Source organism: [Clostridium] aminophilum (assembly GCF_900101295.1).
GTDB lineage: Bacteria > Bacillota > Clostridia > Lachnospirales > Lachnospiraceae > Clostridium_R > Clostridium_R aminophilum_A.
In genome coordinates this window covers 1-13,386 of sequence record NZ_FOIL01000021.1, presented here as the reverse complement: position 1 = coordinate 13,386, position 13,386 = coordinate 1, and the positions used below count along the sequence as shown (strand labels likewise).

Annotated in this window: 9 protein-coding genes; 7 read left to right on the top strand and 2 right to left on the bottom strand. The window is 53.8% G+C overall.

Annotation, left to right across the window (positions count from 1 at the left end; translation table 11 throughout):
• Positions 1–33: 33 nt before the first annotated feature.
• Complete coding sequence (locus tag BMW41_RS07065) at positions 34–1,467, top strand: aspartate ammonia-lyase (protein WP_074649487.1); 1,434 nt, start codon at positions 34–36, stop codon at positions 1,465–1,467.
• On the opposite strand, the gene BMW41_RS07060 is transcribed toward BMW41_RS07065, so the two are convergent.
• Positions 1,468–3,051: a glucose-6-phosphate isomerase gene (locus BMW41_RS07060; protein ID WP_074649486.1), complete on the bottom strand. Its 1,584-nt coding sequence runs from the start codon at positions 3,049–3,051 to the stop codon at positions 1,468–1,470.
• Between the two features lie 372 nt (positions 3,052–3,423).
• Here BMW41_RS07060 and BMW41_RS07055 point away from each other — a divergent pair, with 372 nt between their 5' ends.
• The gene (locus tag BMW41_RS07055; protein WP_074649485.1) at positions 3,424–6,696 is read left to right on the top strand and encodes a response regulator; all 3,273 of its coding nucleotides are present in this window, start codon (positions 3,424–3,426) and stop codon (positions 6,694–6,696) included.
• Entirely contained in the window at positions 6,696–7,097 is a 402-nt protein-coding gene (locus BMW41_RS07050) for a response regulator (RefSeq protein ID WP_051684632.1), read from the top strand. The genes BMW41_RS07055 and BMW41_RS07050 overlap by 1 nt, the downstream gene beginning before the upstream one ends.
• A gap of 191 nt (positions 7,098–7,288) precedes the next feature.
• Here BMW41_RS07050 and BMW41_RS15300 read toward each other — a convergent pair whose 3' ends face one another.
• On the bottom strand, positions 7,289–8,290 hold the full coding sequence (locus tag BMW41_RS15300) for an FKBP-type peptidyl-prolyl cis-trans isomerase (RefSeq protein WP_074649484.1): 1,002 nt from the start codon (positions 8,288–8,290) through the stop codon (positions 7,289–7,291).
• 765 nt (positions 8,291–9,055) lie between these two features.
• On the opposite strand from BMW41_RS15300, the gene BMW41_RS07040 reads away from it, so the two are divergent.
• The 4 genes from BMW41_RS07040 to BMW41_RS07025 all read left to right on the top strand — a co-directional run bounded on the left by BMW41_RS07040 (position 9,056) and on the right by BMW41_RS07025 (position 13,350).
• Complete coding sequence (locus BMW41_RS07040) at positions 9,056–10,279, top strand: M20 metallopeptidase family protein (protein WP_074649483.1); 1,224 nt, start codon at positions 9,056–9,058, stop codon at positions 10,277–10,279.
• Positions 10,272–11,648, top strand: coding sequence for an MATE family efflux transporter (locus BMW41_RS07035; RefSeq protein ID WP_074649482.1), 1,377 nt, complete (start codon positions 10,272–10,274; stop codon positions 11,646–11,648). The genes BMW41_RS07040 and BMW41_RS07035 overlap by 8 nt, the downstream gene beginning before the upstream one ends.
• 284 nt (positions 11,649–11,932) lie before the next feature.
• Positions 11,933–12,625: an FAD-dependent thymidylate synthase gene (locus tag BMW41_RS07030; RefSeq protein WP_074649481.1), complete on the top strand. Its 693-nt coding sequence runs from the start codon at positions 11,933–11,935 to the stop codon at positions 12,623–12,625.
• Complete coding sequence (locus BMW41_RS07025; protein ID WP_074649480.1) at positions 12,625–13,350, top strand: class I SAM-dependent methyltransferase; 726 nt, start codon at positions 12,625–12,627, stop codon at positions 13,348–13,350. Before BMW41_RS07030 ends, BMW41_RS07025 begins: the two co-directional genes overlap by 1 nt.
• Positions 13,351–13,386 lie beyond the last annotated feature (36 nt).

Below are 13,386 nucleotides of genomic sequence, written 5' to 3'. Positions count from 1 at the left end.
AACAAGAAAATCCATACAAGGAGGATCTTCATAATGGAAGTCAGAGAAGGTTATCGTCTGGAACACGATTCCATCGGTGAAAAGGAAGTTCCGGAAGAAGCCTATTACGGGGTGCAGACGCTCCGCGCGTATGAGAATTTCCACATTACAGGGCTGAAAATTCATTCCCAGCTCATCGTGAGTGTGGCGCAGATTAAAAAAGCCGCCGCCATCACAAACTGCGAGGTCGGCGTTCTGAGCCGAGACAAGGCGGACGCCATCGTCCGCGCCTGCGATGAGATCATCAAAGGCAGGCTTCACGATCAGTTTATCGTCGATCCGATTCAGGGCGGCGCCGGGACGTCGCTGAATATGAACGCTAACGAGGTCATCGCCAACCGCGCGATTGAACTCATGGGCGGGAAAAAAGGCGACTATTCGGTCATCAATCCGAACGACGATGTCAACTGCGGTCAGTCGACGAATGATGTCTTTCCGTCCTGTGGAAAAATGACGACGCTGACACTGCTGGAAAATGCGCAGGAACAGCTGAACCGGCTGGAAGAGGCGCTTCTCGCGAAGGCGGCGGAATTCGATTCCGTCATCAAGATGGGACGCACCCAGCTGCAGGATGCGGTTCCGATCCGTCTCGGACAGGAGTTTCACGCCTATGCGGGGGGAATCCGCAGGGATATCGGCCGCTTTGAGGCGGCGAAAGAAGAAGTCCGGTCCCTGAATCTTGGCGGAACCGCCATCGGAACGGGACTGAACGCCGACACGGCATATTTCCGCCGCGTGGTGAAGAACACGTCCACCATCAGCGGTGAAGAACTGGTGCAGAGCTATGACACCATCGACGCGACGCAGAATCTGGACAACTACGCCATGGTTTCCGGTATCGTGAAGAGCTGCGCGGTCAATCTCTCGAAGATGTGCAATGACCTGCGGCTCATGTCTTCCGGACCGCGAACCGGTTTCTGCGAGATCAACCTTCCGGCCAAGCAGAACGGTTCCTCCATCATGCCGGGCAAGATCAATCCGGTCATCCCCGAGGTGGTGAATCAGGTCGCCTTCAACATCATCGGCAACGATATGACGATCGCCATGGCGACGGAAGCCGGTCAGCTGGAACTGAATGCATTTGAGCCGGTGATCTTCTACAAGCTCTTTGAGTCGATCCAGACGCTGACCAACGCGGTCCGGACGCTGGTGGACAACTGTATTACCGGCATTACAGCCAATGAAGAACACTGCCGTGAAATGGTCGAGAACAGCATCGGCATCATCACTGCGATCTGTCCTTACGTGGGGTATGAGACGGCGGCGAATATAGCAAAAGAGGCATTGCGCAGCAATGCCTCCGTGCGGGACCTGATTCTTCAGAAAAAACTGATGACGGAAGAACAGTTAAAAGATATTCTGGACCCGTATACCATGACAAAACCCGGTATCCGGGGAAAAGATCCGATGGATATTCTGAAAAACTGATCAGATGTTCAGAAGATCACTGTAAACTTTCAAAGCCCCATCTGTATCATGTGCCAGGACTTTCTTCGCAAGCAGCTTTCCGAGCTGAACGCCCTCCTGATCAAAGGAATTCACGTTCCAAAGGAAGCCCTGGAACATGATTTTATTTTCGAAATGTGCCAGCAGAGCGCCGAGGGATGCCGGTGTCAGCTGGTCGCCGACGATGATGCTGGACGGTCTGCCGCCCTTGAAATCCTTATTCTTGTTATCATCTTGCTTTCCGCAGGCAAAGGCCACGATCTGCGCTGCGACATTGGCACAGAGCTTCTGCTGGCTGGTAGAATTCTCAATCACAACATCCGAACCGATCTGACTCTTCCGGAACCCGACGAACTGAAGAGGGACAATGTCTGTTCCCTGATGAAGGAGCTGATAGAAGGAGTGCTGACCGTTGGTGCCCGGCTCACCGAAGATGACCGGACCGGTCACATAGGAAACCGGTTCGCCGAAGCGGTTGACGGATTTTCCGTTGGACTCCATATCCGCCTGCTGGAGATGTGCCGGGAAGCGGGAGAGCGCCTGAGAATACGGAAGGACCGCCGTTGCGCCGTAACCGAGAATATTCCGCTCGTAGACCCCGATCAGAGCATCCAGCATGGCCGGATTCTTTAACGGATCGGTCTCTTTGGCCGTGACATCCGCCTCGTGAGCGCCGCAAAGGAAATCCGCGAAGACCTTCGGGCCAAAGGCGAGGGAGAGAACCGCGCCGCCGACTGCGGACGAGGACGAGTAGCGGCCGCCGATATAGTCGTCCATATAGAACGCGTCGAGATAGCCGGCATTTTTCGCCAGAGGAGACGTCTCACTGGTGACCGCGATCATATGCTTTGCCGGATCGAAGCCGCCCTTTGTCAGTGCGTCTTTTACAAAAGATTCGTTGGTCAGGGTCTCCAGAGTGGTTCCCGACTTGGACACAAGGATGAAGATGGCGTGCGCAATGTCGCAGGATGCAAGAACTGCCGCGGCATCATCCGGATCCACGTTGGAGATGAACTTTGCGCTCATCTTCATATTGCCGGTGGTTTTTGCCCAGTTTTCCAGAGCAAGGTACATCGCTCTCGGGCCGAGGTCAGAGCCGCCGATGCCGATCTGAACGACTTCCGTAAACTTCTCACCCTTTTCGTTGGTGATTTCTCCGTTATGAACCCTGTCTGCAAATGCGGCGATCCGTTCCTGCTGCTCCACATAGAATGCCCGCTTGTCGGTGCCGTCCGCCTGAACGGCTTCGCCCAGCTGACCGCGGCAGAGGTGGTGGAGTACCAGACGCTTTTCGCCGGTATTGATCACTTCGCCGTTATAGAGAGCGGCAAATTTCTCGGAGAGCTGCGCTTCCTCCGCCAGCTTTGCCAGAGCGGCAAGAATACGGTCATCAACGCACTTTGCCGCATAGTTATAGGAGAGTCCCTCCGCCATCGGAATCTGATATGTCTTTGCGCGCTTTTCGCCGGATTCGCCGGTCATGGCCGATGCGAGATCGACCGTCGATTCCTTCTGAAGTGCCTCGTAAGATGCGAGGGTATCCAGATTTTTCCATTCTACTGCCATGTTCGCTTCCTCCCTGATCGTAATTTGTGTCCGTAATTATGGTGATATTATACCATTTTTTCCGTGTGATAGAGGGCCCATTCAGAAATTTGTAAAAAGATTAACAAAGCGATGGATTTTCTCATAGGGAAGCTTTATAATGTGCCTTTCTCCCGTCGATATAAAAACGATAACGTGTGTTTTGGAAAACGAACAGCAAATTAACGGATACGAAACAGTATAAAACGGCACGAAAACAGTTCGAGAGCAGAATGAGAACAGCGAGTGAACCGCAGGAGAGCGACGTTACAGGAGACTTGTGCCGTTTCCGCCCGGATCGGAAGAGAAATTCACCGGAAAGCCGGGATGACCGTGGCAGAATAAGGAGACCACATGGAACAGAGAACCTACGTTGTACACGACGAGAGAGATACCTACGAGCTGCTGAACAATGTCGATCTGGAAGCAAAGTATCTTCAGGCCAATGCTTCCGTCGCGATCATTTATACCAACCGGGTACCGCGCGAGCTGATCACGCAGGTCATGCGTGTTTTAAACCGCGCCTATCCGAAGATGATCATCACCGGGGCATCGCAGTTCGGACTTTTGAATTTTGACAGCAAGTTCGAGGCGAAAGTCAGCTTTTTGTTTTTCGATGCGGCGGATCTTGCGAGCCACATCTATGAACTTCATGAAAGTACTCTGGACGACTGCATTTTCCAGCTGCGGAATATTCTTTCCCAGACGAAGAATCTGAAGGGAGTTCAGCTTTTTGTGAACGGGGATACGCTGGAGATTTCCCGTTTTATCCGCGAGATTTCCGATGGCTTTGAGGATGTCGCTTTTTTCGGAACCAAGGCAAACGTCTTTCTGGATGACATGATGAAGGGCGAGCAGCCTTATATTATCAGCAATCACAAACTGATTTCGGATGGAATTCTTGCCGTCACGTATTCCGGCGAAAACCTGAATATCATGATGGACTACCGCCTCGGATGGACACAGCTTGGCCGCGGCATGGTTGCGACGGTGGACAAAGACCGGCCGAGACAGATCGGTGACACCTGTCTTCTGAGTGTGGACGGAAAACCGGCGGTGGAGCTTTACGAGCGGTATCTCGGCGTAAAAAATACGCCGGATTTCCTGCTGAATATCAATGAATTTCCGCTGGTGCTGGAGCGCGGTGACACCACGATTGTCCGCGTACCGTTCTACAACGGGCCGGAGGGAGAACTTTATTTCTTCGGCGATATCTACGACGGGGAGATTCTCCGGCTCGGCTACGGAAGCAGTTCGGCGCTCCTTCATGAGGCTGACCGCGGAAGCAAAGCCGTCGATGAATTCTGTCCGGAAGCGCTGCTTCTTTACCGCTGCGCGAGCCGCGCGGGACTTCTCGGCGTCCGGGAATCGGAGGAGATCAAATGTTATCTCCGGGCGAACATCCGGCTGATGTCGGGCACCAGTTCGGGGGAGATCTACGCGTGGCACGGCGTGTGCGGCGTGTTCAGCGGTGCGGTGGTGGCAGTGGCGATGCGGGAAGGCGACCGGAAAGACCACGATTCCGAGGCAATGTTCCAGATGCTTTCTTTTAAAGAGGCGGAGGCCGGACTGACCCTGGCGGATCGTCTCACGAACTATCTGACCACCACCACTTCCGAGCTGAATGAGATGGCGCGTCACGCGCAGGCGGCGAGCGAGGCGAAGACGGCATTTTTGTCCAATATGTCTCATGAGATCCGCACGCCGATCAATGCGATCCTTGGAATGGATGAACTGATCCTTCGCGAGGAGAATCTGCCTCCGAAGGTCCGGGAGTATGCGAATAATATTCAGGAGGCAGGCAATACGCTTCTTTCCCTGGTCAATGACGTTCTGGATTTCTCGAAGATCGAGGCCGGAAAGATGGAGATCATCGAGGAAGAGTATGATTTCCGCACGCTGATGGACGATCTGGACGGTCTGATCCGGCACCGGATTGAGTCAAAGGGACTGAAGTTTTACAGCCAGATCGATCCCAGAATCCCACAGAACCTGATCGGTGACGTGATGCGAACCAAACAGGTTCTGATCAACCTTCTGACCAACTCGCAGAAATATACCTCGGTCGGAACGGTTCTCCTTCGCTGTGCCATGAAGGGAGGAAATGGCAAGGAACTCGCATTGAACGAAGCGATTGAGAATCCGACGGATCTGACGCTTCATTTTGCCGTGATCGATTCCGGCATGGGAGTAAAACGGGAAGATCAGGCGAAACTCTTTGAGTCCTTTGAACGCCTGGACCTCAAAAAGAACCGGAGGATTCAGGGAACGGGACTTGGACTCAGCATTGTGAAGCGTATTCTTGAAAAGATGAACAGCAGGCTGGAAGTCAAGAGCGTTTACGGCGTCGGTTCGATCTTTTATTTCGATCTTCCGGTCAGGGGATACGGAAAACCCATCGGATCGTATGCGATGAATGTGAATAAGAAACGGAAAGAGAGACATTATCAGGAAAGCTTCCATGCGACGGATGCGTCGATCCTTGTGGTGGATGATGCGATGATGAATCTGATGGTCATCAGCGATCTTCTGAAAAAGACGGGACTTCACATCGACACGGCGTCGGGCGGCGAAGAGTGTCTTCTCTGGATGAAGCGGAAGACCTATGATCTGGTGCTGCTGGATTACCGGATGCCGGATATGGACGGAATCGAGACACTTCAGCATATCCGGAAGATGGAACCGGAATACTGTCGTTCCGTGCCGGTGATCTGCCTGACGGCCAATGCCATCGAAGGAGCGAGGGAACAGTATCTGGAGGCCGGGTTTAACGACTACGTGCCGAAGCCGGTGAAGCCGGACCGTCTGGAGGAAGTGGTTCTGCAGTGGCTTCCGAAAGAAAAAGTGGAAGTGGTTCAAAGGGACATCACTGATTCCCTGAATGAGCGGACCAGAGAACTCATTGACAGTGAGAATCAGAAAATGTTTCCGCCGGTTCCGACATGGACGTTCCGTGTGGATGAGATCGATGTTATGAGCGGAATCCGGTTCTGCGGTTCGCCGGAAGGATTTTTCACTTCTCTGGAAATTCTGCTGAAGGAACTGGAAAGACTCAGAGAGAAATTTGAACTCATGATCTATCACCGGGAAGCGGATGATTTTTCAATGCAGATGCATAAGTTAAAGAGCACTGCCAGTCTGGCGGGGGCGGATCACCTGAGCCGTCTGGCGGCTCTTCTGGAGGCCTACCATGACACCGGAGATCTGAAAAGCATGTGGGAGCAGGCACCGGCTGTTCTCGAAATGATCGATGCACTGCAGAAAGATTCCTACGATGCAAAGGTCGAGATGGGATTCATCCAGCCGGAGAATGTTCCGGATCCGCTGATCAGGGAGGAACAGGCGGATCAGGGCAATACGCCGGAGGAGGAAGGGGCCGCTCAGGCAGAGGCCGAAGCGGAGCTTCGTGAAATTACCGCTGCACTGAAGACCGCCATTGAGATCTATGATTATGACACCGCACTGAAAAACGGAGAAGTGCTTGCGGAGATCGTGAGAAATCCGGAACTCAAGGAGCTGTCGAAGCGGTTTATGGATGCGCTGGATGAATTTGACTGGGAACAGATGGGCCGTCTTATCCGTGCAATGGAAGAAGTGTACAACAGTCTGGAAAGGGCAGGTGACTGATGGAACAAAAAAAGAAGATAGTGATTGTAGATGACGATCTGGCCTACCTGAAAATGATGAGAGGAAGCCTTGCCCAGGATTATTCGGTTATTCCGACAACCAATGGAGCCCAGGCTCTGAATATCATCAAGGTAGCCCGACCGGATCTGGTCCTTCTGGATTATATGATGCCCGGAATGGACGGCGCCGATGTCCTTGCGAAACTCCGGTCCAACCCGAGAACCGCAGCCATCCCGGTGATGTTTCTGACCGGCAAGAACGATTCGGAGAGTGTGCACAAGGTTCTGGGAGAGAAGCCGGAAGGATATATTCTGAAATCCATGTCGATTTTGAAGATCGCACAGGTCATTGAGGATTATTTTAAGATGAAGGACCGGCAGGAAGAGATGGATCAGCTGTGACAACGGTCCCATACAGACAGATTATCGAATGAAAGAACAAACATAATCCATAAAACAGAAAACCTTCGGGGTTCTCCTCCTGTCAGAGGCGGCCCCGAAGGTTTTGTTGTATTGTCGTTTTGTTCTGTTCTTTTCTTTTGGTCTGCGGGAGGTACTGCCTCGCCGGTGCCGTTCTGTTTCCGCCTGACGCGTTATTCCGCTTCGTCCACGGAAACGAGAGTGATCTCGAAATTCAGTTCTTTTCCGGCCATCTCGTGGTTGGCATCAAAGGTGATGTCGGTTTCGGTCTTCTCGGTAACGACAACCGGGAATGCCTGACCGTAAATGTTTCTCAGATGAATGTGATCGCCGACGTTCAGGTTCTCGGAGCCTGGGAGTTCCTCGATCTTTACGTGAATGATCGCTTCTTCATTTCTTACGCCGTATGCCTCCTCCGGCATCAGGTGGATGGTTCTGGTCTCTCCGACTTCCATGTCGACCACCGCTTTATCAAAGCCGGCGATCATCATGCCGGTGCCGCTGACAAACTCGATGGGCTCGCCGCGGTCGTAGGAAGAATCGAACTTCGTTCCGTCATTGAAGGTGCCGGTATAGTGTGCACGGACGGTTTTTCCTGCATTTCGGCCCTCCAGAATCACCGGACGCGGGCCGTGGCAGCCACCGCCGCATCCGCCGCATCCGTGACCGCAGCCTTCTTCCGCCTCACCGTGGCCGCAGCAGCCGCCGTCTTCGCCGTCGGAATCGTGATGACCGCAGCAGCCGCCATCTTCACCGCCGTGATCGTGATGACCGCAGTGGTGATCTTCGCCGTCGTGGTCGTGGTGGCCGCAGTGGTGGCCCTCCTCGTGTCCGTGTTCATGATCGTGATGATCGCAGTTGATGCCTGCGGATTTCAGATCGCCTTCCAGGAATGCGGCTACAGCGGTATCGGTTGCTCCGGTGACGCCGGAGATGACCTTGATGCCGGCCGCTTCGAGGGCTGCGCTCATGCCTCCGCCGAGTCCGCCGCAGAGAACGGTATCGACGTCATGCTCTGCGAGAAGTCCGGCGAGTGCTTCGTGGCCGGTGCTTCCGCACTCTAAAATGGATTCCGATACAACCTGACCGTTCTCCACGTCATAAATCTTGAATTCTCTGGTCTTTCCGAAATGCTGGAATACCTGACCGTTTTCGTAGTTGACTGCGATTTTCATAGAATCCTCCAACTGATATATCTGTTCTGTATGGTGTCTGTTTTTATTTGTGTTTCATGCCGGGCCGGCATTTTTGCCGACAAAGCTTTTTCATTATATCATCGGAAAACAGAAAACGCTATGAGAAGAAGGTTGGATATTGGAAGAGGATTTTGGAGAATTCATGGAAAAAACGGTGAGAGTGCAGGGGAAGAAGTTCGGCGGACGGCGGATTCTTCATGAAACTTTGGAATACGCAAATAATCCGCTGAGGCATGAAAAAATGAGACTATAATGGATAGATTATATGATATATTCTTTATTTTATATACAATTTGATAAATTGATACCCAAACACACTTCCGGGAACCGGATCATTGAGCAGAATGCCAAAGTTAAAATTAAGGGGTTTACATCGCAAAAATGGGGACTATAATGTGCACTGTGTTCGAGAGAACATCAAAATAAATCAAAAAAAGCCAGAATCCGTCAGAGTTGGAATAGATATCCATGACGAAAACGACTGAATAAACGGAGGTAAGAGAACATGAAGTCTTTCATCAGTGCGATGGTAAGCTGTGCAGTTGTTCTTGCGTGCATGTTTGCATAATCGGAAAGTAAGTTGTACCCTACACATACGATAAAAGAGCCGCATCCGTCCGGGATTGTTTCGGGATGGATGCGGTTCTTTTATTGTTTCATGGGAAATTCTTCTGCATATTTGCCCCCGTATCATGGTAAGATGATAAGAACGATCACCACACGCAGTCAGACGGAGGCGCGATTATGATAGAGAAAGAGTACTTTGATGCGATGGAACAGCAGCTGGTCGAGTGGAGAAGGGATTTCCACCGTCATCCCGAATTGTCGGACTGTGAAATACGGACAAAGAAAAGGGTGGAGGACATTCTTGATGAGCTTGGAATCGAGCACCGGACCTGCGCGGACACCGGAATAATCGCCGTCATCCGCGGAACCGGAAAAAACTCCGGGGAGAGCAGCGGCGATGCGGGCGGAAAGCGGATCACGGTCGGAATTCGCGCGGATATGGACGCGCTTCCGATTGAAGAGCCGAAGGACCGGCCGTATTCGTCGGAGAATCCGGGGGTCATGCATGCTTGCGGACACGACGCTCACACGACGATTCTGCTCGCGGTTGCGAAGACCGCGGCGGAACACCGGGAGGAGTTTACGGGAGACGTGAAGCTGTTTTTCCAGCCGGCGGAGGAGACCACCGGCGGCGCGGACCGGATGATTTCTGAGGGCTGCCTTGAGGAGCCGCATGTGGATTATATGCTCGGTCTTCACGTGGAGCCGGCCTATCCGGCGGGACAGGTCGGCGTCCGCTACGGTGCCATGTACGCGGCGGAAGATATGTTTGACATTGACGTGAGCGGGGAGAGCTGTCACGGCGCGCACCCCGAACAGGGAACCGACGCGGTCTACGTCGCCGCGAAGATCGTGGATGCGGTTCAGAGTATCGTGTCCCGGGGAACCGCGGCGGCAGAGCCGGCGGTTCTCTCCATCGGAACCATTTCCGGAGGGCGGGTACGCAATCAGATCGCCGATCACGTTCATATGGAAGGAACGATCCGCACATTCTCCGATGAGGTCCGCGTCCGCACCCGGGAGCGGCTGAAAGAGGTGGCGGAGAGAACGGCGGAAGTCTACGGTGCGGAGGCGAAGGTTACCCTCTATGAGTCCTACCGGAGTCTGATTAACGATGACGCCGTGACGGCGCTCTGTGAGGAGACTGCGAAAAAAATGCTCGGAGAAGAGCAGGTGATCCGGGAGACGCTGCCGGATATGAGCTGTGAGGATTTCGCGTATTTTGCGGCGGCGAGACCGGCGTGCTTCCTGCATCTCGGCTGCCGGTGTGAGCGGCCGGACACGGTTCCGCTTCTCCATAACCCGAAATTTGATATCGATGAGAAATGCCTCCGGATCGGGGCGGAACTGCAGATCCGGAATATTCTGGCATTAATGGAGTCAGGAAATCAACATGAGTGAGATAAAACAAAAGAAAAACAATACGGATCTGCTTCACGGTCCGCTTCTGGGGCCGATGCTTCGGTTCACGTTTCCCCTTGCGGCGAGCAGTATGCTGCAGCAGCTCTTTAACGCTGCCGACACCGCGGTCGTCGGACGTTTCTGCGGCAGTGAGGCGATGGCGGCGGTCGGGAGCAACTCGTCCGTCATCAGTCTGATCATCGCCCTTTTTCTCGGCGTCTCGGTGGGAGCGAATGTCGTGATCGGACGGCTCATCGGCGGAGGACACAAAAACCGGATTTCCGATGCGGTGCATACGGTGATTACCGTGGCATTTCTCAGCGGAATTCTTCTCCTGTTCGCCGGATTTGTCTCTGCAAGATCAATTCTGGAACTGGTCGGTTCACCGGAGGATGTCATCGATCTGGCGGAACTCTATTTGCGGATTTATTTTGTCGGCATGCCGTTTATTATGCTGTATAACTTCGGCGCCGCAATTCTGCGCAGTATGGGAGACAGCCGGCGGCCGTTCCTGTCTCTCGTGGCGGCCGGAATCATCAATGTGGTGCTGAACGTCATTCTTGTGGTCGGCTTTCATCTGTCGGTTGCCGGTGTTGCCATCGCCACCGTCATCTCCAATGCGGTCAGCGCGGCGATGATCGTCTGGTTCCTGATGCGGGAGGAGGAACCCTTCCGCCTGCATCCGCAGCGCTTCATGATCGAAAAAAATCATCTGGCGCAGATGCTTGCGGTCGGCGTGCCGGCCGGAGTTCAGGGCATCGTCTTTTCCCTCTCCAACACCGTGATCCAGTCGGCGGTCAACGGTCTCGGTTCCGTGGCGATGGCGGGAACGGCAGCGGCGGTCACATTTGACTATATCTGCTTTTATACCGTCAATGCCTTTAACCAGACGACGATGACTTATACCAGTCAGAATTTCGCGGCGAAGGATTTCGACCGGTGCAAAAAGATCTACCGCATCGCGCTTTGGGGCGGAATTCTCTCCTGTATGGCGATGAACATCTTTTTTGTCGTCGGGAGGGAGTTCTGGATCGGCCTCTTTACCAAGGATCCGGCGGTCATGGAACTTGCGTATTCCCGTCTGTTCCACGTGCTCATTTTCCAGTGGATGGTTGCGACGTATGAGATTGCTTCCTCCACGATGCGCGGAATGAACGTCTCCGTGCTTCCGGCGGTGCTGACGATTTTCGGAACCTGCGCGCTCCGCGTGATCTGGGTTCATGTGGTCTTTCCGTATTTCGGAAGCTACGAGGCGCTGATGAGTGTCTATCCGGTTTCCTGGATCGTGACCGGAACCATCGTGACGGCAGCCTACTTCATTGTGCGGAACCGGCAGTTCCGGGAGCAGCCGGTACATGAGGATCTGTAAGGAAAGGCTGTTAAGGAAAGACCGTTAAGGGAAGCGCGGGGAACGTCAGTCCCGTGCAAAATCTGTAAGGAAAGAACGTTAAGGAAAGCGCGGGGAACGCCAGTCCCGTGCAAAATCGGCCGGAATGTGATAAGATAACGAGATGACATGCGCTTCGGGAGTTCCGGGCGTTTTGCGGCAGCCGCCGGGGCTTCGTGCAGGCACGGGTCTTGGCGGATTTGCCGCGCAAAAAAGAAAAAGGATAACAGGATCACCGGAAAATACGGTGGGGAAAGGTGAATGACATGGGAAGAATCATTATTCAGGAAGAGACGGAGAAGTTCCCGATCTCGCTGATCGGAAAAGAGGCCGGTGTCTGTTGGGGAGGCAATACCGCAGATCAGGCCAAGAACTATAAGAGAGGTCTCGGCTGCATCAGGGACGGACATGGCAGAACCATGGAGTATCCGCAGATTTATATGATTCTGGACGGATACTCCGCGAGAGTCATCCGTGAGCTGTACACACATATCGCCGGCGGACCGACACGCCTTCAGGCGTCCACCCGCTACATTGATTATGAGTCCGGGTTTGACTATATCACACCGCCGTCCATCTCGAAGGATCCGGAGACGGAGAAGGTATACCGTGAAGCCATGGCCGGCATTCTGGAAAATCTGCAGAAGCTGGAGGCAATGGGGGTTCCGAGAGAGGACAATGCGCTCCTTCTTCCCCTCGGCATGACCACGAAGGTCGTTTTCCGCACCAATCTCCGCAACCTTGCCGACATGTCCCATCAGAGACTCTGCACGAGAGCTTACTGGGAGTACCGTGAGATGATGAAGGATATCATCGACGCACTGGTTGCCTACGGTGAAAATGAGGGCGAAAATGAGTGGAAGAAGGCTTCCGAGCTCCTGTTTATGCCGAAGTGCGATGTGGTCGGCTTCTGCACCGAGTCCAAGTGCTGCGGAAGAAGACCGAAGAAGGAAGTCTGATGGGGCGAAAAAAGGAAAATGCGGCAGGCGCGGAAGCAGGGGCCCAGTTTCAGCATGACTGGCGCCGGATGCTTCCGCGGCTTCGCTATCACAACCTCTCTCATGAGATGCTGGTGAAAGCCGCGAAGGCGACAAAGCTGGCGGCCGGCGAGGCGTCGCGTGCCGATGAATGCTGCGAGACACCGTCTCCGGAAACGGAAAACTGCGCACGCCCGTGGGCATTTGACTGTACCGCCGGCATGGGAGAGGATTCACTGATTCTGGCGGCGGCAGGATTCCGCGTGACCTTCTGCGAGTACAATCCCGTGGTGGCGGAACATCTTCGCGAGTGCCTGAAGAATGCGCTGAATGACGACGAAAATCCGCAGCTGAAGGCCATCGCGTCCCGGATGGAACTGATGGAAGGAGACAGCGTGGAGATTATGAAGCGTCTCTTTTCGGAGGCGGATGCACCGCGGCCCGATCTGATTCTTCTGGACCCCATGTTTCCGGAGCGGAAGAAGAGCTCGCTGGTGAAGAAGAAACTTCAGCTGATCCAGCAGCTGGAAAAGCCCTGTGCCGACGAGGAGACACTGCTGAAAACCGCGATGGCCTCCGGCGCCGGACGGATCATTGTAAAAAGGCCGGTAAAAGGGCCGTACCTTGCGGGGGTAAAGCCCGGCTATTCGATTTCCGGGAAGGTGATCCGGTATGACTGTATCGTGAAGACGGATAACGGACAGTGAGCGCGGGCCGGCGCGGAAGCGGCGCCGGTGAAAGAA